Origin of the sequence: Paenibacillus sp. W2I17, from assembly GCF_030815985.1 — a bacterium.
GTDB lineage: Bacteria > Bacillota > Bacilli > Paenibacillales > Paenibacillaceae > Paenibacillus.
In genome coordinates this window covers 5,256,672-5,277,431 of sequence record NZ_JAUSXM010000001.1, presented here as the reverse complement: position 1 = coordinate 5,277,431, position 20,760 = coordinate 5,256,672, and the positions used below count along the sequence as shown (strand labels likewise).

13 protein-coding genes are annotated in these 20,760 nt (G+C 43.9%); all 13 read right to left on the bottom strand.

Going from position 1 to position 20,760, the window contains the following annotated elements; genetic code table 11:
- Positions 1-8: 8 nt before the first annotated feature.
- A complete protein-coding gene (locus QF041_RS23575; RefSeq protein ID WP_017691962.1) occupies positions 9-281 on the bottom strand; it encodes an alpha/beta-type small acid-soluble spore protein in 273 nt (90 codons plus the stop codon).
- Between the two features lie 148 nt (positions 282-429).
- Positions 430-1,023, bottom strand: a complete 594-nt coding sequence (locus tag QF041_RS23570; protein WP_307415890.1) for a hypothetical protein — start codon at positions 1,021-1,023, stop codon at positions 430-432.
- A 140-nt stretch (positions 1,024-1,163) separates the two neighbouring features.
- A complete protein-coding gene (locus QF041_RS23565; RefSeq protein WP_307415888.1) occupies positions 1,164-3,761 on the bottom strand; it encodes a hypothetical protein in 2,598 nt (865 codons plus the stop codon).
- A 159-nt stretch (positions 3,762-3,920) separates the two neighbouring features.
- Positions 3,921-6,893 carry an S-layer homology domain-containing protein gene (locus QF041_RS23560; protein ID WP_307415887.1) on the bottom strand — a complete coding sequence of 991 codons (2,973 nt, stop codon included), beginning with the start codon at positions 6,891-6,893 and terminating at the stop codon, positions 3,921-3,923.
- A gap of 603 nt (positions 6,894-7,496) precedes the next feature.
- Entirely contained in the window at positions 7,497-7,838 is a 342-nt protein-coding gene (locus QF041_RS23555) for a hypothetical protein (protein WP_047840687.1), read from the bottom strand.
- A 206-nt stretch (positions 7,839-8,044) separates the two neighbouring features.
- The gene (locus QF041_RS23550; RefSeq protein WP_307415886.1) at positions 8,045-11,944 is read right to left on the bottom strand and encodes an S-layer homology domain-containing protein; all 3,900 of its coding nucleotides are present in this window, start codon (positions 11,942-11,944) and stop codon (positions 8,045-8,047) included.
- Positions 11,945-12,106: 162 nt separating this feature from the next.
- Positions 12,107-13,234, bottom strand: coding sequence for a glycosyltransferase family 4 protein (locus QF041_RS23545; protein ID WP_036667762.1), 1,128 nt, complete (start codon positions 13,232-13,234; stop codon positions 12,107-12,109).
- A gap of 376 nt (positions 13,235-13,610) precedes the next feature.
- On the bottom strand, positions 13,611-14,372 hold the full coding sequence (locus QF041_RS23540; RefSeq protein ID WP_076319213.1) for a WecB/TagA/CpsF family glycosyltransferase: 762 nt from the start codon (positions 14,370-14,372) through the stop codon (positions 13,611-13,613).
- Between the two features lie 7 nt (positions 14,373-14,379).
- Positions 14,380-15,561, bottom strand: a complete 1,182-nt coding sequence (csaB, locus tag QF041_RS23535) for a polysaccharide pyruvyl transferase CsaB (RefSeq protein ID WP_307415885.1) — start codon at positions 15,559-15,561, stop codon at positions 14,380-14,382.
- A complete protein-coding gene (locus QF041_RS23530) occupies positions 15,537-17,558 on the bottom strand; it encodes a DUF5693 family protein (RefSeq protein WP_307415884.1) in 2,022 nt (673 codons plus the stop codon). Before QF041_RS23530 ends, csaB begins: the two co-directional genes overlap by 25 nt.
- Positions 17,559-17,775: 217 nt before the next feature.
- Complete coding sequence (locus QF041_RS23525) at positions 17,776-19,497, bottom strand: phospho-sugar mutase (RefSeq protein WP_307415883.1); 1,722 nt, start codon at positions 19,495-19,497, stop codon at positions 17,776-17,778.
- 111 nt (positions 19,498-19,608) lie between these two features.
- Positions 19,609-20,040 carry a 3-hydroxyacyl-ACP dehydratase FabZ gene (gene fabZ, locus QF041_RS23520; RefSeq protein WP_036613058.1) on the bottom strand — a complete coding sequence of 144 codons (432 nt, stop codon included), beginning with the start codon at positions 20,038-20,040 and terminating at the stop codon, positions 19,609-19,611.
- A gap of 488 nt (positions 20,041-20,528) precedes the next feature.
- Entirely contained in the window at positions 20,529-20,753 is a 225-nt protein-coding gene (locus QF041_RS23515) for a DNA-directed RNA polymerase subunit beta (protein WP_017691949.1), read from the bottom strand.
- Positions 20,754-20,760: the final 7 nt, after the last annotated feature.

Genomic DNA, 20,760 nt, shown 5'->3' with positions numbered 1-20,760 from the left:
AAAATGCCCTATAAGTGCTGCTCTGCCTGACGAATTAGCCTTTTGGTGATCTCTCCACCAACGGATCCATTCTCGCGGGAAGTCAGATGTCCCCACCCTTTGTATTGCCCATAGGAGTGATCACTCACTTCACCCAGTTCAGATCCAAATTCTGTATCCGCACCAGCTAAACCTCTGCCACCATAACCTACATTGAGACCAAACTCTGCAGCAATCTCATACTTCATTTGATCCAACATTTGACGACTTTCGGGTACCACTTTGCGATTGCTTCTAGCCATGATTCCTGCACCTCCATTAATTGATTGTCAACAGTTATAGAGTGAGCAGGAAGAAGGCACGCTAGCCGTATTAATGTTTGTTAGAACTGGGTAATCTGAGCAAATGAAAAGTATGACTAATGAATAATTCCTTTAACAGCTACAAAAACTATTTCAGAGTATATCCACCACGAACCATTACGGTTAAGCTGTATTTGTTTCCTTCCAAGACCGTGATCCCCCGTCCATCCCTTGGAAAAGAGAGCAGGTGATTGGTCGGCGCTGCCTGTCCATTCGTCAGGTCAATCCCGTCCGTCAGATCAGCTACACCATTCGTACCCTCACTGACGATCACAGCTTTGCCGCTACGTACAATGAACTCCGCGCCGGACTTCCCGATCAGCTGTTGACCCGGCTTCACGGTTACGATCTCAACGGCATCAGAAGCGCCCGAGACCAGTGGAGGAAGGGATGTGTTTCCACCTGTGCTACCGGAGTTCCCGGTTCCTGTAGAGCCAGTGTTGTTACCATTTCCTGCATTGCTGTCTGTTCCCGTATTGGTACTTCCTCCTCCAGTCGGGATCTTACCGCCCAAAGCCTGTTGGATCTGCTGATCTACATAACTCTTTGTTACAACCGGATCATCTGCTGTTCCTGGCTGGCTTGTACCTGCACCGATGGCTGTATTACTGTATACCGACCCAACCCAGACGCCAACACCAATGGCGAGCGCAGCGAGGGATACTTTCATATAAGGTTTCATGTGAATCATTTTCCTCCTCTGGTAATCTATTAACTTTAACTATAGAGAAAAAATAGGGATGCGACAAGCAAAACCTCGTTTCCATTGGGGAAGAAACGAGGTCTTGTGGACAAATCTAACAATTATTCGAATATCTGCATTTATCTCAAATCGACAGGTTCTTCCTTCGGAAGCTTGGTCAAATCATATCCGTAGCTCTGTTCTGCAAGACGAAGACGTTGTCCCTGGAACTGATCATCTACGCTTAAGCGATACGAACCACCACGCAACTTCTCGTAGAAGCTATCTTCTACGCTCCAGCTCAGTGTCTGGTTGGTTCCCACTTTCAGATCGGTTCCCAAAGTCAGCTCTTTCTCATATGATTTACCTGCTTGGTCCGTCATTGTAAGGATTAACTTGTGCTCGTTCTCACCCATCTCAATCTCTTCATTACGGGATAAGCTGTAATTCATCTCGATCTGTACAGACGAACTCCCTGCCAGATATGCTCTCACACTGTTGGCAGTCCAAGAGTAAGGATAAAGATCAATATTGGTCAACGAGCCTTGAACACTAATGGAGGTTGGCGGCACTTCAAATGCCAGAGCATTCACATAAGCAGTCGCTTCACCTTCACCCGTTACAAACTTGCTGTCTGCAATACCTTCACCCACAATCAGGCGCAGGTCTGAGAAGGTAACGGACTTCGGAATCTTAGCCCAGAACGTAACAATCGACTTTTGACCAGGTCCAGGCAGACGCTCTGCTTGCTTCGCTGTTGCTCTGTAATACTGGCCATCCGATGTTTTGAAGTAACCTACCAGTTTACCGAGACCACTTTGACGTAGTGATTTGTTCGTCATCTCGAATTCGGTATATACGATGTCCGATGACGTTCCCGGATAACGAATCGTTCTCCGCACACCCATTTCGGTCTCTTTATCAGCAGTACCCGATGTGTATGTCTTGCCGCTTCCAACATAAGATACAGGCGGAATTAATCCAGACGTATTTAACGTAATCCACTCATTCGTCTCTTCTTCACTAACTTTCTCGTTTAGACTAAGTTCGAGACGAGATATACGTATTTCAGAAGGAATCTTGGTCAAAAGGTAAGCCTCGGTTGTCATGCCAGCTCCAAGTAGCTTGCCACTTTGTGTGTAGATTAACTTCTTGTCTCCTTCAATCTCAGCAGAATCAATCATAAACATTGCTTCAAGTTCAGGAAGTTGAACTGTTTTGTTACCTGCATTACGAATGGTCACTTTTGCGGCAATAATATCACTATCAAGCCACGGCAACCGCTGTAACGATCCAAAAGACACACCAAATGTACCTTTGTTATTCTTAATGACCGTTTCGGTTGTCAATCCATCTCCACTGGATACCGATTCAGGAATCCCATAGACACCTACAGGATAGGAGAAGACAAATCCATTTGTAGGAGAAGATGTTGTGGATTCTGTGCTTTCATTTTTGTCTACCGGACTCATCACATACAACTTGATTTTGCTCGTATCTCCATCACCCTGAAGGGTTGCACTGAGCTTAATGGTCTTGATATCACCCGGGTTCAACTTCAATGTATCCAATGCTTTAGTTTCAATCGGATAGACTGTTCCGTCTGTATTTCGTACCTCGAAGGTATATGTCGGCACCTTAATGGCTTTCTTACCTTCATTCTTGAGCTTCATTTGAAGATTAAGGCTATACTCACCATCATCGATTCGGACTTTAGCGGATTCAAGCAATGTGGATAGTCGTTGTCCTTCAACTGAAATAATGTTTGGTTGATTGGCAGCAACCTCTACATTCGTTTTGCTAGCCTCTGGCAATTGCAATGCAGCAACAGGCAGAACACTCTTTTCTTCACCCTGTTCTTCTACCAGCAACAACTCAGACTTTTGAAGCTTCACTGACGTAGGAAGAGATGCCATCAAACTGAGGGCCTTATTAGCTTGAGCCTGGATGCTGACACTCGTGTTGTCTTTATCCGGAGTTAACGGATAGTTGGTTCCACTTGGTGTACGCAAGATCCATTTGATATTCGGATTTTCAAGCAATTTATAACTAATATTGTTTAAATTCACGCCAATTTTCACATACTGTTTCTTATCCTCACCTGGAAACACTTTAATACCTGATACTTTCACCTTCACGGCAGAATCGCTTAGACGAACCGTCTTTGGTTTGCCTACAGGTGTGGTAATACTATAGGATGCGGGCACGTTAAACTTACCCAGCGTACGTTCATAGTTAGCTTGACTGAAATCCCATTTCACGATGAGGAAGTTCAGATCACTGAGTTTCACCTCGCGACCCACTTTCATGACATAGGTCAACTCAACTGTTGATCCAGGGGCGACCGTTTTCTTTTCCTGATCCTTCGCAATCAGTTTAGGTGCGAACGATGTTCCACCCTTGGTTTTCACCTTGCTCCAGTAATCGAGCATCATCATTGGGGTGCTGTCATTGTTCTTATAAGACAACGTATACGTAACCACATTGCCATCGTCCTGCGCCAAGATATTTACATCTGTTAATCTTACGGAACTTCGTGCAGTCACTTTAACAGCCGATAGGTTACCGAGTGTATGTACAACCTGTTTCGTGGTTGATGTCGTTTTCTTCGATGTGCTGCTATTTGAACTGGTGGCAGACGTTTTATTGGTTGTGCTCGCCGCCATAGCAATGCCAGCCGTTGAACTAATCAACATCGCACTCGCGAGCAAGCTCACAAACATTTTCTTTTGATCCACTTCCAAACCTCCCATAAGTTGCTTGTTGCTCTTATTGCTCTTATAGTATAAACGTTTGGGAAAGGTAGAAAGTTACGATGTTGTTGTGATTTATCGAATAAACCACAATAAAAAAAACCCTTAGATTTCTCTAAGGGTCTTTTCTAAAAAACTTATAAATTAGTACTGTCTTTGTACGGAAACGTTAGAAGCATCAGCAGCGTTACCGGATTTGTCAGTTACAAATTTGTTAGTTGCATTTGTAGAATTGAGGTACAGTTCTACATAAGAACCAGTCAACTGTGTAGTACCAGCAGCTTCAAATGTAACTACTACTTCATTACTGTTAGTGCCAGCAGCAACTGCAGTAACGGTAGCTTCAGATCCGCCAAGGCGAGCCAAGAAGCCAGTAGTATTGTTAGCAACATTCAAAGCTTCGTTGAATGTCAATGTAGCTGTGTATTGTCTCTTACCATTGGCTTGAACTGCACCTTCAACAACGTTGAAATTACTGTTTGCTGCCAATTTAGGTGCGATACCATCTGTCAAGCCTTCGTTAACAGTACCAACTTTAATACCATTAGGACTTACAGATTGGATGTTTTCAACTGAACGAATCGTAACAAAGTTAGCTGTGGAAGCTGTTGCATCCAAAGATTGACCTGTAGTGATTTCGAAGTGAGCCAAAGTGTTACCATCTTTAGTCTCAACACTGTTCAATTTCAAACCGTAAGTTGCGCTAGTCGCACTGATAGCGAAGTCACTTGCACTTACAGAGGACAAGTATCCATTGAATTGAACTTCAATTTTTTTGTCAGATACAGCTTTAGCTGACTCAACACCAATTTTTCTGGAGTCTTTAGCTACAACAGGCGTAGAAACTACGTTTCCAGCGATGTAGTTATCTTTAGTATCTGCTACATTAGCGATACGCAGATTCAGAGTATCAGTTGCAGCCAAGTATCCATTTTCTTTGGCAGGCAAGGAAATGCGCACTTGTTGTGCATTTACTTGAGTTACCTCAGTATTGTTAGGAAGTGGCAACAAAGGACCATTGCCGATTTGATAGTTATATTTGTTTGGATCAATCGCACTACCGTTACCACTTACAGCCATTTCTTTGCTGAATGTAACGTAGATATCCAGATCTTTCAAAGATCCATTACCAGTGTTTTCTTGAACGAACCAAGCATCGTTAACTTTTGGTTTAGCAACGTCACTTACATCTACAGTAGTAGTGTACGGCAACATTGTGTTTGCAATCGCAGCGATATCACGGATACCAGCGATTTCCAAAGTATATTTACCTTGTGGCAACTCACCGATTGTAGTGATTTGTACACGTTTGTTACCAGTGCCATCTACGAATTTAGGAGCATTAACTGGGTGACCAGCAGCTGTGAAGCCTCTAGTTGTAACCAGTTCGCCTTTTTCATTCTTCAAAGTGAAGTTAGCGTTTGCTGTTTTCGCAACATCAGTAGCTTCAACAGCTTTGCTGAATTCAATAGTGAATACGTGGTTGTTGTTGTAAACTTCAGCAGTTACAGAAGCAACTTCTGGACGAGTAGTGTCAATCACTGGAGTCACTTTAGAAGTACGTGTAGCAGAGTTGTTGCTATAGTCTGTTACGCCTTCCAAAGTAATTGTGTTTTCACCCAAGCTAAGCTTGTTGTCGTTTTCGAAGTCAACAGTTACTTTGTTATCTTCAACAGTAACAGTTCCTGTTTTACCAGAAGACGTGTGGTAAGCTTTGCTCACGGATTTAACAGACTCGTTAAATTCGATTTCTACTTTGTTCAGGTTTGTAGCTTTAGCACTAACTACTTCTGGAGCTGTAGTGTCTTCAACTACTTCGAACTCAACTTCTTTTTGCAGAAGTTTGTAACCTGCATAGTCTTCAACACCATTTACTGTCAATGTGTGTTTACCAACGCTCAGGTCAGTTGTGATAACTGCAACACTTGGATAAGTGAAGTTAACATATCCAGAAATTGCTTTACCGTCGATGCGGAAGTTAGAAGTTGTGTTTACAGAAGAAGCTTTAACCGGCTCAGAGAATACAACTTTGAAAGCTTTAGTTCCGAGGCCTTTTACTTCTGAAACTTCTGGCAAAGTAGTGTCAACTGGAGTCACTGTTACTGTCTCTTTGAACACTTTTGATTTGTCAGAGTTTTTAACATTGCTTACATTCAACTTGTAAGCTTTTTGGGAAGTGAATGTTTGCTCTGCTGGCAGCAACAAAGTTACTGTTTTCTTGTCAGAAGACAATGTAGCAGATTTGAATTTGAATCCGTCTACTGTGTAGTTAGACTCAAGCTCAGCGCTATCAGCATCAACATCACCATCAAATGTTACAACAACTTGTTTAAGGTTGTTAGCAGTTGCACTAACAACTTTTTGAGCTGCAGTTACAACATAAGTAACTTTTTCAGTGAAAGTTTTATCTTTGTAAGTAAATTTCACTTCAGTTTCTTTGTTAGCTTCAAGAGCTTTATCCAAAGTTACTTTTACAGTTTCGCCGTCGCTGATTTTGAACTCAACTACTTTACCAGCTTCGGATACTGTGTAAGATTCAACTTTAATGCTTTGAGCTTGATCGATGGAGTAAGCTGCACCTACCAACAATTCACGGGAAGCATTACCAGAGAAGTTAGCGTTAGCGTCGATCAGACCTGCGTTGATCGCTGCTTGAACATAACCTTTAGCCCATGCTGCTGCATTGTTGTTAGTTTCAGTTGGGATTTCAAGATCAAGTGCACGAGTCAAGATTGTAGCCATTTCAGCTACTGTCACTTTACCGTTGAAGTCAAAGATTTTTTTCTCTACGTTTTTACCTTCCATGATACCTGCAGCAGTTACTGCTTCGATGTAAGGTACAGCCCAGTTTTTAGCTGTGTAGTTTTTGTCAGTGTAAGAAAGAGTTCCAGTGATCTCTTTCAAACCAAGCAATTTAGTGATAACTTTTGCGAACTCAGCGCGAGTCATCTCTTTGTCCAGACCAGCTGTGCCATCTGGGTAACCATTGAAGATACCTTTTGCTTTCAATGCATCAAACTGTTGTTGTGGTGTTACTGCTGTGTCACCGAATGCTACAGATGCAAACATTGAGAATGCCATTGCTGTAGACAGTGCTACGGATAAAATTTTCTTCATAACCTTTTTGTCTCCTCCTTGGGCGTTCATAACATTGGAATTTTCTTTAATAGGGTCGCTCGTATTCCTCATTCTATTGTCGCACCCCCTTTCCAGAGTTATGAGCAAGTTAATATAAATGATGTCTGTGAGCATATCACAGAAACTTGTAAACAAAAATAAATGATAGAATCATACGTAAATAGAGTAGTTTCCTAATCCTACCTTACGTATTATACAATGGGTCTCTCGTGCCGTAAAGCAATTTTTTCTAATAAATAGACAAGATTCTTCACGAGGTCATTCTTGGTAAGTTGCCCAATGTTTTCGACTCTACATCTTAAACGCAGCAGATTTCAAAAAGTTGCGGATTCATCAAAAAAAGTTTTGAATTTATTTATGTATTGATGCAGTGCGGGTCTTTATTAGGTTTGAAACCTTTATCACAGCTGTACTTATCACGATATTTTCTAAGAACATCTTGCGTAAGAAATGATTTAGTCGTTTATGTATACCCGTTATTTTCCACGATGAAGCGACAAATTCTACAAAATTAAAAATAAAAGAAGAGGTGCCCCTCGGGGCACCTCTTCTTGAAACACTACAATTGCTATAAGCTAACGATTAACGAATTTTCATTGCCAATTCAATAATCTGAGCACGCATATTAGGATCACTATTCAATCTCAGATACATATCGTCAATTGGTTGTCTGTTCTCCCGGTATGTCTTCTCATGCTTCATCGTGGTGTGAGACCATTCAATCAATTCATTCTCGGCCAGAACCAGACTGTTATACGCATCATGGAAGCCAGTGGACTGTACAAGTCCTTCCATTACTTCCTGAGAGATCTCCTCTTTCTTACGTGTATCTTCCAACTTTTTCTCCAGAATGACTGCCTGCTTCTCGAACTGTGTCTTTGCCTTCATGTAACCCAATTGGGCTCTCGAATAAATCGGTTTCATTAGCTAACTTCACCCTCTAGATCATTGTGTATTTACCGTTATTGTATCTTAATCTCTAACAAATTACAAAAATAGTTATTGGTAAAAAACAGATCTCTTCTATTATAAAAGAGTTCTATATCAGTTGCTTCACAGTCATAAAAAGAACCCACCCCTTGCAGAATGAGGGGCAGGTCCTTCCTAAAATGCATTAATCCATCTCAAAACTAGCTTAAGTTTTTAGGGAATACTTTTGTGCTCTTTTTGAGCAATTCAACTGCAATTTTACCCGCTTCTGCACGTGTCAGATTGCCTTTGGGATTAAATGCAAATTGTGGTTTGCTCTGACCTGTTACTGTGACTGGTGAGCCTTCCATAATCTTCGCTTTGGTAACAGCTTGTACCGAAGGTCCCGCATAGTTTTCCATGCTACCTGAGTCAATGAAAGACTTGGCCAATGCACTTTGGAGTTTACTATCATTTGTGGCTAATTTGAGTTCAAGCGCTCTCGCAATCATAACAGCTGCCTGCTCACGTGTGAGAGGACGGTCCGGACCAAATACTCCATCGGTCAAACCGGTAATAATCCCTGCTCTAGCTGCTGTTTCAATACTGTCATAATCCCAAGTGAAGGAACTCGTTCCAGGAGCTACATCCGTAAAGGTTCTTCTGCTGTCCGAAGTGATAGGCAAATTCAATCCTTTTACCAGAAGTGTAGCAAACTCACCTCTGGATGTCCGATCATCTGTGCCGAATTGTTCAAATCGCAATGGTGTCATAAAGCCTTTGGCATACAATGCATTAAGAATATTTCTGGCCCATCCATGGTTCGTAATATCGTTATAACTTCTTCTCAATTTCATTACTTTGTAATAACCAAAATTATCAAATGGTACAGTAATTGTGTGTTTCTTGGAATCAACTTCTCCACCGATTCGTTTCCATTCTCGACTTGGAGAGTAGTAGAAGACCGATATTGTAGAACCAGCATCATCAACGACATTTGAATCGTATGTCAATGTCAACGAACCACGAACAGAGGGTTTAATTTTGCGTTCAGTAGGCGTCAAAGGATTACCATACAAAGAATCCAAAGTATACGGACCAATCCCATTCGTTGGCTCCTTGTAATTATCAGTGCCTCTGGTTCCAGATTCTCCGAGACCACCACTAATCCAATAAATCTCTGAGATTGGACTAAAGTTTACAGAATCACCTGTTATAGCAGAGAATCTTCTATAATATTCGTCTGGTACGCTTAATGGATTAGGATCTCCATCCTCTGTTTTAAAACCAACGATACTGCCATAGTCATTGCGACGTTCCACAATTCCCGTATTCGGGTCTGCAATACCAAATAGCAACTTGTTATTCGGGTAAAACTTAGCAATTCCACTATTGTCTGTACTCTCCATTACTGTCCCTTTTGGAAAACTCAGCTCTAATTGCTTGTTGAATGCAGAGTATTTATTTGCAACTTTAGGTGCCATATACTGTGAATCCACACCTGCAGCACTCGTATAATACACCTCGATTGTATCGGTGGTCTTTACACCACTACGATCAATAGTAAGTTTAATTTTATTCACTTTATCCGCTTTGAGTCCAACATAGTCGAGAGCAAAACGGTCAGATTCCGTTCCTTGAAGTTTTTTAGCCGTTTCTTTGTCTATGACAATCGAAGTTGCTCCCTCAGCTTCAATATCAAAGTGAACAAAGTTTTTGTTAACGACAATTTGGCTACCGGAAGTGGGTTGTGGGGATATAATGCGATAACCAGCAGCTTCCCTTACCACTTCAATCTTTTGACTTGTTTTAGCACCAGTTTTGTTATACAGGTCAAGGGTATAGATATATGTGCCCGGAGTTTCTGCCTTCAAATCTCTTAGACGTACTACAAAATCCTGTTGTCTACCGGTACGATCAACAATAACTGTACCGTTGTTCAAAGCATACTCAGCAGAGATTTCTGGGTCTTCCCATGTTGTACTTCCGGCAGACCCTTCTGGTATGTTCAGTGTAAATATATTTTGGGTACCCATACTCAGACTCATACGGGTAGCTCCTGCACCACGAATAGCCAAATCGAAATTTTTAAGACTTGTGGTGTACTTCTTATCAGCAAATGTAAAATCGGTGGAAAGGTTGAATAAATTCTTCACCCATTGATCGTCAGGATTAAAGGGTTCCAAAAATGTTGAACGAGCTCTACTTGGTGACGGCTGTAGATTTTTAATGGTAGACACATTATTGTCATTGATATAAATGCGCAATTCTTTGGAAACTTCGTTTAACTGCCCCTTATCTCCCGTACCGGTACCTGTAAGTACAATACGGTTCTCCCCGAAGTAAAGAGGTCCCGTGTCTCCGTCTACTTTAATAATAGCCTTAAAGCTACCATCGCTACCCAAGGTAAGCAATTGTTGTGGTGCTGTTGTCCCAGTTGGATTCTGGGGATGAGTAGAATATACTTTGACACCATTTGCAAAAATTTCAGCTACGAAGAAGTTGCTATCCAGTGTCGCAAAATCTACATATTTACCTTCAACTGTAATTTCATCGGTCGCCTTTGAGTTCATATCATATGTTTGACCATCCGATAAATTACTTACGAAAATATAATTTTTGGATGCAAACGAAATGGTTGCATTGCGACTTGACGCCGATCCATCAAATTTAAACTGAACTGTCTGATTTCCGTTTTTGAAGCCTTTAATTTGATAAATATATTTGGTTGGCGTAACTTGCTGAACGAACTGCAGATCTATCGCACTAGTTCCTCTTGGAAGATACTCAGCTGATAACACTGCACCGTTTGGGTTTCTACTTGTCTCAACCAAAATGTAGAAATCCGCCGCATTGACACTTGCACCTGTCAAAGGCACACCATCAGGAATTGCACCTGTTCCTTTATAATCTCTGAGATACTTCAGATCTGTAATGACTGTCTCATTTTCCAAATACTGAAAGTTCATATTTGTTGTTGCCGTGCTTTTACCATATTTCACAGTAAGTGAGTGATTCTGCAAACGATCCAATTCCGCAGGAGTTCCGGAGCTGGTAAAAGTAATCGATGGGATATCAAAAGAAATCAAAGCATAGGACGGTGTATTGACTCCAACACTCGGTATCGGTACAACATTTGGAATAATTGTAGAGTTGATTGCACCATCAATTGTAATTTGTGGTAAAGCATTTGTCTCATCGTCTGGGACAAGCAATTCCACCTTCACATTGGCTTCCGCAGGATTTCCTCCATAAGTCGGTCTAGTAGATAACATGCTTTGAGCCAAAGCACCTGGAGCCACGCCCTCTATCAGATCCAATTTAGAGTATGGATTGGTTTCATCATAGTATAACAATGAGTAATTGAAGACGTTCTTGTCCACGCCACTCTCAATAGTTATTTTCACATCATTTAAACCAGCCTTCAGTCGCATCATCGGAGAATAAAATTGTCCATCCGGTTGCAAAGCGGTTGGAAGAGACTCACCATTATTCAGGGAAACCGTAACTTTGGATGAGTTTTTGGCAACACCACTAAGTGTTACTTCGCCTGTATCTACGACCACTTGAGATCCTTCATTCAGATCAAGGTTGTCTGCTCCTCCAAGAACTTGCAATTTTTCAATATATGGAACAGAATCATACAAAATATAAAAACTCTCTGATCTTTCACTTGGTCCTTGTGAACCTGTGAACGTAACTTTATTCATACCGGCAAACAATGTTAGTGTTGCTTTAAAGCGGTTATCCGGACGATCCGGATCAACGGTTACAACTGCTGGTGCTACTCGTGTGCTATCTGGAACCCAAGTTCCGTCTTTAAGATTCATGAGTTGAACGTTGGCCCCCAAAGTGGAGCCTGTAACATTGGTGAACGTACCAGTTACAGGCTGTTCACTACTAGTTACCACAAAAGCAGTTGAACGTGATAGCACATCCGTGCCGGTTCCAGTCAATTTGAGGCCTACTGTATCTTTCAATTGGACATTCCCAGCATTATCAGGAGTAAAGTAACTTGTCTGTCCCGCCGCCGATGCGACTGGTGCAAGGCCAGCTGGTATTAGAGATACAACCAGTGCCACCATCATCAGCCAGATTAACGGCTTCTTCGTACGTTGCATTCAATCATCTCTCCTCTTTTAAGTCAGTTACCATTATATATCGGCAAAAGGTTCCAATTATTTAGTAAAAATCTCAAAATAAACAAAAAACCTTATCCACAAGGGATAAGGTTGGGTCTGGAATAATATTCAAGAATAGCTATAACCATTACATTTATCTATTTATGATTTCGAACGGGTCTCCGGATTCAGCTTGACGCGCATGCGCATCAGGAAGTTAATAACCGGTCTTCTCGTCTTGCTAACAAGCCCGATGACTTCTGCTCCCACCTGGAGGAAGAACATCATGATACAGATGACCACAAACGTTACCCAGTTCGCTTCGAACATAGCAGCGGAAGATTGGATAATCGCCAGAACTCCGAAGAATGCGGCAATTCCATAAATGATCAGTACCGTCTGACGGTGACTGAATCCAAGTTCACGTAAGCAGTGATGCAGGTGACCTTTATCCGGTGCGAAAATCGGTTTCCGTTGTACCGCACGACGGATAATCGCGAAGAAGGTATCCGAGAGCGGCACACCGATAATGATCAGCGGTGTAATAAAGGACACGATAGCAATTTGTTTGAAACCGAGCATGGATAACATCGCCAGAGAGAAACCAAGGAATAGTGACCCGGTATCCCCCATAAAGATCTTAGCCGGGTGGAAGTTGAAGAACAGGAATCCGATAATACTACCCAGCAATACAAGACACATCAAGGCGATCATCATGTTACCCATCAGGAAGGACATCACGGCAATGGTACCAATTGCAATACCAGATACACCGGCAGCCAGACCATCCAGACCATCAATCAGGTTAATCGCATTCGTTACACCAACGATCCAGAAGATCGTCAGGGGAATGGATACCCAAGCTTCGAGTGAAGAATAGGAATCCTGAAAAGGAATGTTAACGAAATCTACCCGGATATTAAATCCGAATACAACGACAGAAGCAGCCACGATCTGACCAAGCAACTTTACTTTGGCCGACAGTTCAAACCGATCATCGAGTGCTCCGATCAGCACGATAATCGTTCCACCAATCAGAAACGCACTAACAAAACTCATGTCCCGAGTTGTGAACCATGCAGATACAAACGGAAGCAATGCAGCAACTGTAATAATAAAGGCCAGGAATATCCCCAGACCACCAAGACGTGGCATGATCCGTGTGTGTACTTTACGTGCATTCGGCGTATCCATTGCGCCAATGCGGACTGCGAACTTTTTGACAAGTGGTGTCAGGGCAAGAGCCAGTCCCATTGACACGATAAATCCAATGATAAAGATCGCTACCATTTGAACATTCGACCCCCAATTATAATACCTGTACGAAATTATAAATCCCCTGATCTCTTTTTATATATAAAAATGTTTTGTTAGTCACTTTTGATGAAAAATGCCATTTGCACCAGAACGGAGAGGGCAGAAATAACCTGTAGAAGCGAAGCGTTCGCCTTTATCGCGGGATTTCAACCTTGAAAAGGTTAGATAAAAGAAATCCAGAGATAACAGCGATCAAAAGGTTATTCTGACATCGAAGTGGCAACGTGCAACTTAAAGTTTCATTTGAGTGGCACACATGTAATCCGGAATGAATTATACGCTCATCACACCTGAAAAGCCATCCTCAATTTCTAGCAAAAACACGCATTTATCTCGCAATTACCTGTTTTTAACGGACTTTCGTCACGTTTTCTTTGTCACGCATCACCTTAACAGCGAATTTCGGAAGCGCAAGCATCCGTCCAGCCCGGCTTGGTTCACGCAATAAGCGATAGAACCACTCCAGTCTTAACTTTTGGAACAGCATAGGCGCACGTTTGGTTTTGCCCGAAATCACATCAAAGCTGCCGCCAACGCCCATGGTTACAGGAACCTGTAGTGCATCTTTGTGCTTGTGAATCCACGGTTCTTGGGTGTCCGCCCCACGTGCTACAAACAACAGATCAGGTGCCGCTTCCCGAATGGAAGCGATGACCTGTTCATCCTCAGCCGGACCAAAATAACCGTCGCGATAACCCACAATTCGAATCGCCGGATATTGCTGTTGTAACCGAACTGCCGTTTCTTGAATCACCTCAGGGGTGGAACCAAGCAGATATACGCCCCATCGATAGTTTTCTCCAACACGCAGCAATTCATGTAAAAGCTCAAAACCCGGCACTCGCTCAGCTACAGGATCTCCACAATAGTTTGCAGCCCATACGACACCTGTTCCATCAGGAACAATCAATTCCGCAGCTTGCATGACTTCCATGATTGCGGGATTTTCCAATGCGGCCATAACCATAATTGGATTGGCTGTAATGACCTGATGTGGTGTCTGCTTGGACAGCACAGCTTCCTGGAGAACCTTTACCGTTTCTTTCATCGTCAGTTTGGAAAAAGGAATGCCGTAGATTGAAACGGTAGGTATTGATCCGGTCTGACTCATCTTTATCTCATCCTTTGCGGCCTAAATAGTTAATGATCTGCTGTGCAGGCACTCTGGCTTCCTGCTTCAGTTGGGTGATGCCTTCTTCATGTTCCTTCAACCACTGTGAACGTTGGTCCAGCAGTCCAACAACCGTCTTGGCGAGCTTGTCGCCATCGAGTGTATCCGTATTGCCTGCTGGTTCACTATCCAGACGAAGCAGGAATTGATCAATTTTCGGATCATACGAGATACCCACCGGAGGCACATATTGCGAAGCTGCATAGATCAGACTGTGCAGGCGCATACCGATGACGAGATCACACTTGCTGACTTCCTCCAGCATAAGCTGAGGATCGGTCAGATCTTCTGTGATGCTAATCTCGCTGCCTTTGCTGGTCACATCACCGAGCATTTCCATAAGAAATCGTGATGCCTGTTCATCAACCGGCAAATGAAATGGCAGAAAACGCAAGTGCACCGCTCTTTTGGAGCACAGTTTTTTCAATCCGGCGGCAATAGCCGTAAGTTCCTTCCGGTCTGACTCCCAGAAACGTACCGATACGCCGATCACAGGAAGCTTGGTATGTCCTCCAGTTGAAGGTTCCACTCGATTAGCTTGAGTAGCAGCATTTGCTGAGACAGCACCTGCGCCCCTCTCAACTTTTGTTTCAGGTAATGGCAAACCCATTACGGGGTCGGGTACAACATGGATCTGATTCCACTGTAACCCGAGCCCACGCAGGTAGTCTGCAGATTGTTCATCCCGAACGGATACATAGGTGCAGGCCTTGAAGACTGATTTGATCATTGGATTAAAAATTTTACGATTCACAGGGCCAATCCCCTGTGCATAGATAAACGTTGGTTTTTTCAGCCACTGGGCCAGCTTGATTACACCCAGATAATAAGGAATGGATTTCAGTCCAGTTGCATCCTGCAATAGACTTCCTCCGCCACTGATTAACCCGTCGCTCTCCTTGAGTGCTTCACGGACTTCCTTCAATTTCATACGATGCACGGAGCGCACACCGTACATGGCGGTTGTCGACTCGGGATCACCCGAGAGAACAATCGGTTCAATGGTTATGTTCGACCTTTGGCTTTCCTCTTCCAGCGCTGTCAAAATCGACTTTAGCACCGCTTCGTCTCCGCTATTGCGGAATCCGTAATACCCCGAGATGACTAACTTTTTAGAAGTGGTGACCATTTTTTCCAACATCCTTCCGCTACTTGCCACACACCCACAGCAATGATACCGAAGATTAAGCCAAGTCCCAATCCCATCACTCCACGAATGAGTGACAATACAGCCGGCGTATGGATATGCGCGAACGTATCCACCATGGACAACTGTCCAATCGCTGCAATAATGAGCACAAAGATGACTTTACGATATTTTAAAGCGGCGAACACGCCAACGATAAATAGCGGGTGTCCCAGCATAAATTCTTTGAATCTCGGACGTACACCGAACGTATCTTCCAACGTGGTACGAAGGAACATCTCCAATGGTGTTACTGAACCCGAGTTGCCTGTACGGCTCAAGTAATAGTATCCAACAACGGCAGCAACAAGTGCCAAAACAACCATCAAAACATTAATTGGCATACGAAGCATTTCTTTAATTTTCTTAATAGAGAACGAACCTGAACCACGATAAAACACAATATAGATCGCTACCAGTGCCATAGGTGCAAAGTGCAACAGACTCACGCCGCGGAACTGGTTAATGACCAGACTGTACGTAATACTGTTAAGCAACGCGATGACAAAAGGTACCGCCAGGAATGACAGAATCGAAGTTCTTACATATAACACCAACGTTTGTTTCAAACGACGACTCACAGATGCGTCAGGTTGACGCTGTTGCTGATAGTTCACTGTACGAACGGCCAGCACCATCGCTATGGTCGGCGCGGCGATTGCCACAAGCAAGGCAATTCCTTGCTCCAGCAGCGTTGGTTTCAAGAGGAACAATCCTGCACTGCCCACCAAAGCAACCACAAATGCGATCAAGGTCAGTAGTGGGATAAAATAAGAAACCATAAGTGCAATCATGGCAATTGCACCAACGAGAGCAACCAGTTTGGCATAACGCTGGATTGAAGAATCCTTAACTGTAAATGCCTCAGCTTGTCCTAGTTCAAATCCATGCTTCGCCATGCGTTCTACCGCATGACCCGGCTCACCCAGGCTGTTGATCAGATTCTCAATTGGATCTGTAATCATGGCCTTTGCTGTATTCCGGCTTGGCGATGCATTCATATAGAGCATACGAATGTTGCGATCCTTGGTTGCCAGAACAAAACGGTCAGCAATTGTATCTACGTCCAGATTGGCATCTCCATCACTAAGCGAGTACAAACGCGTAACGTTGTAATCCGTTTTATACGCAAGGGTCTGGAATCCAGACTGCGGTTTCTTCAAGTTCTCGATGGCTGCAAGACCAATATTGTGCTTGTTCAGCAACTGTGCGAATTGGTCGAGACTTTTCATCTCTTCATTATCATTGTACCCTTTCACAGCATCACCATCAAACAAGATACGCTTTACGCCATTCTCTTCGAAGAAGGTAAGCAAGCGCTCCATCGATTCCTGGCTGTATGGCACACTGTCCGAGATCCGCGGCAAAATGTAGAACCCTTTATCACGCAGCATCTTCACGGCAACCGGATCGGGCTGCAAAGGCTGCATGTTGGCATTCTCCGGAGGAGTCTGCAATATTAAGCCGCTACGACCTTCATATTCCCAAGGTACTACCGGAATCTGCCGATCAGCGAACGTTTGTTCAATAATAGGGGTATACGTCTGTGCGTTTTCCTCCGATGTAAATAACACATACGTGTAATTTGCATTAGAAGGGATCACATCTTTGGTCAGGTTCGCGAGATCCTGGCCATTATATACCATTAGTCGGCGTGTCTTTCTCAGCTCGTCCAATGTACTTTCGAACACAGCCATCGTTGTTACGCCTGCATCTTTTAGACGAGTCAATTGTTCATTCATGAAATCTTGCGGATGTGCCTGATAGGCTGAAATATCCAGCAGACCTCGATAGTTGAAGACAAGCTCCACCTTTTTGGCAGAAGATTCTGTCTGCACCCGATCACTGATTACAGGGATGGACGCGACCAGACCGATGATAACGACGAGCCACAACCACTTCCGAGAAGCGTTATTCCAATAAAGCCATTTTTGACGCACTACATGTACCTCCTCAAGTGTTGGAACCAAATGCACGTTCAGCTCAAGTAATTCGTTCATTTAACATTCATACAATAGGTTACAAACAGCTTGTGTCAACAAGCCCTCATATATGCTAGAACCATCTACACTTTTATTTCAAAGAAAAACCCCTCCGCCAACCAACCTTACGGTGCGGAGAGGCCTTCTCATGTTCTTGCTCATTGTTGCATTCGTATTATTGTGCGTCTACACGCGACATCACTGTAGTCACCAGACGCTCGATCCGGCTTTCCGCATCTTCCAAATTCTCTCCACGCACAGCGAAGTATACTTTGATCTTCGGTTCTGTTCCTGAAGGCCGCAAGCAGAACCATGAACCGTCTGCCAAAATGAACTTCAGTACGTTCTCCTTTGGAAGACCGTCCAGACCAAGGGAGTAGTCCAGTACATCTTGTACAGCAATTCCCGCTACTTCTTGTGGCGGATTGGAACGCCAATCCGTCATTTTGGCTTGAATCTGAGCAACGCCGTCTTTGCCTTTCAGCGTACGGGACTCCAGCTTCTCCAGGAAGTATCCGAATTGGTTGTACAGCTCTTGCAAGACATCATACAATGTCTTGCCTTGGCTCTTATAATACGCAGCTGCTTCAGCAATCAGCATCGAGGCAAGGACAGCATCCTTGTCACGGGCATAGTTACCGGAAAGGTAGCCATAACTCTCTTCATATCCGAACAAGAATGTATGACTGCCTGTTGCTTCGAACTGGTTCATTTTTTCACCGATATATTTGAAGCCTGTCAGTGTGTTCATCACTTCTGCACCGTAATGTTCAGCAATAACAGCACCCATCTCACTTGTTACGATCGTTTTGACAACCGCACCGTTACTTGGCAGTGTTCCGGTCTCTTGCAGGCGACTGAGCAGGTAATGTACCATAATGGCACCAGATTGGTTACCGGACAAGACGAAATATTTGCCATCATTGTCTTTCACCACAGCACCCATACGGTCTGCATCCGGATCTGTTCCGATCAGAATATCAGCGCCCACGGATTCTCCCAGCTTCATTGCAAGCGTAAACGCTTCGCGTTCTTCCGGGTTAGGGGATTTCACGGTGGAGAACTCAGCATCCGGCTGTTCTTGTTCAGCTACAATGTGCACTTGCTCGAATCCGATCTGCTCCAGCACGCGACGTACAGGGATGTTACCTGTTCCGTGAAGCGGTGTGTAAACGATTTTGAAATCACGGCCAACGCCGGATTGGATCAGTTCGCGGCTCAGGCTGCGGCTTGCTACGGTATCCACAAACGCTTGATCTTGGTCTTCACCCAACCAGATCAGGAGCCCTTGAGCTTCTGCTTCTTCTTGCGTCAGTTTCTTCACGTCAGCAAGGGAAGGTACTTCCTGAATGTACTGAATGACTTTTTCCGCTTCAGCCGGTACCAATTGACCGCCCTCATGATTGTAAACTTTATATCCGTTATATTCCGGTGGGTTATGACTCGCTGTTACAACGATTCCGCCAGTTGCCTTCTGATGACGCACTGCGAATGACAACTCAGGAGTTGAACGCAGGGATGGGAACAGCTTGGCTACAATGCCGTTTCCAGCCAGTACAAGCGCAGCATCCAGTGTGAATTCAGGTGAGAAATGACGGGAATCATGAGCGATGACAACAGAAGGTTTGCCTTCTTGGTCACCATGCTGCTCAAGCAAATAACGCGCAAATCCTTGCGTTGCCCGACCTACGGTGTAGCGGTTCATCCGGTTGCTTCCGGCACCAATGACTCCGCGCAATCCCCCTGTACCAAACTCCAGGTTTCTGTAAAAACGTTCCTCCAGCTCTTTCGGCTGATCCTGCAAGTCACGAAGCTCCTGTTTCGTTGCTTCATCAATCGAAGCATCCTCCAACCATTGCTGCAACGTTTCTGCTGCTGCTGTGCTTAACTGTTCCATTCCAATAAACCCCTTCCGTCTATATAAATTCAGGTGTGCTGAGTTACTTCAGCATCTTGCATCATTCGGTCCGTCTACGTTCCTGCATGATGTAAATGCTCACGTATGTAATCAGCTTGGGTCAGACAGTGCAAACATGATCTCGCCTTCAGCGACCACTTTGTCGTTCACTCGGGCAGTTGCTTTACCTTTACCAATAGAACCCTTCAGACGTGTAATCTCCACTTCCAGAATCAACGTATCTCCGGGCACAACTTGTCCACGGAATCGGAAGTTGTCCAGTCCCGCCAAAAAGCCGATTTTTCCTTTGTTGCCTTCCAAATTCAGAATGGCTACTGCACCAACTTGCGCCAGCGCTTCTGTAATCAGTACACCCGGCATTACCGGATACTCTGGGAAATGACCAATGAAGAAAGGTTCGTTAATGGTTACGTTTTTCAAACCAACGGCACGTTTGCCATCCTCAATCTCTAGAATCTTGTCCACCAGCAGAAACGGGGGGCGGTGCGGGATGATTTCTTGAATCTGTTTGATATCGAGCACAGTGTAATCTCCTCTCGGGATGTTTATATGAGCGTTCTTCATCATGGATTTTTCATGTGCGCATAGGTGACCGTTACGGTTACGGATCGTTCTTTCGATCGCTGTTGTTTCCTAATGTTTCTGAACTATATTCAGATGGATACCATTCGGAAACAAAGGCGAGCGCTTCGCTTCTTTCGAACGATTCCGTTCCCTTCACTGACTTTAGTGCGGACATGGAAAACCTCATTATGATCAAGTCGAAGCTCATATAAATGGGTTTTTAATTTTTAAATTTTGTATGGAAAGCATATTTTCGGTTAACACTAGTTATATCCTTCATGACTGCAGGAGTGAAGGTTAAGATAAGGGGTCTCTCTTCGCGATGACGAATGTCTTTCGCAGGGGAGGCCTCTTTTGTGACGTCAAACGTCATCCATCATTATACTGTTTTCAACGTCAAAAAGAAAACTCCTGCCTGCGCAGGAGTTTTCGCTTTACTCGTTACATTATGGAGCGAACACCAGATTATATACATGTTCCCATGTACTCCATTGCCATACGGAACCGATATCCTGTTTGCCCAGTACCACATATCCAGCTACCATTCCGCCAGCGAGGGCAAGAACAAGCAGGACCGGAACCAGGAACCATCTTGCGATGCGCCATCCACTCTTCTTCTTCTTGACTTCCTTTTTCTCCGGCTTACTGTTCTGCTGCTGTGTTTCTGTCATCACATTC

Coding starts and splice junctions, on each gene's coding strand:
- QF041_RS23550 (WP_307415886.1), bottom strand. CDS start 11,944: ATGCAACGTACGAAGAAGCCGTTAATCTGGCTGATGATGGTGGCACTG.
- QF041_RS23525 (WP_307415883.1), bottom strand. CDS start 19,497: ATGGAACAGTTAAGCACAGCAGCAGCAGAAACGTTGCAGCAATGGTTG.
- QF041_RS23555 (WP_047840687.1), bottom strand. CDS start 7,838: ATGAAACCGATTTATTCGAGAGCCCAATTGGGTTACATGAAGGCAAAG.
- QF041_RS23570 (WP_307415890.1), bottom strand. CDS start 1,023: ATGAAACCTTATATGAAAGTATCCCTCGCTGCGCTCGCCATTGGTGTT.
- QF041_RS23540 (WP_076319213.1), bottom strand. CDS start 14,372: ATGAGTCAGACCGGATCAATACCTACCGTTTCAATCTACGGCATTCCT.
- QF041_RS23575 (WP_017691962.1), bottom strand. CDS start 281: ATGGCTAGAAGCAATCGCAAAGTGGTACCCGAAAGTCGTCAAATGTTG.
- csaB (WP_307415885.1), bottom strand. CDS start 15,561: ATGGTCACCACTTCTAAAAAGTTAGTCATCTCGGGGTATTACGGATTC.
- QF041_RS23545 (WP_036667762.1), bottom strand. CDS start 13,234: ATGGTAGCGATCTTTATCATTGGATTTATCGTGTCAATGGGACTGGCT.
- QF041_RS23560 (WP_307415887.1), bottom strand. CDS start 6,893: ATGAAGAAAATTTTATCCGTAGCACTGTCTACAGCAATGGCATTCTCA.
- QF041_RS23515 (WP_017691949.1), bottom strand. CDS start 20,753: ATGACAGAAACACAGCAGCAGAACAGTAAGCCGGAGAAAAAGGAAGTC.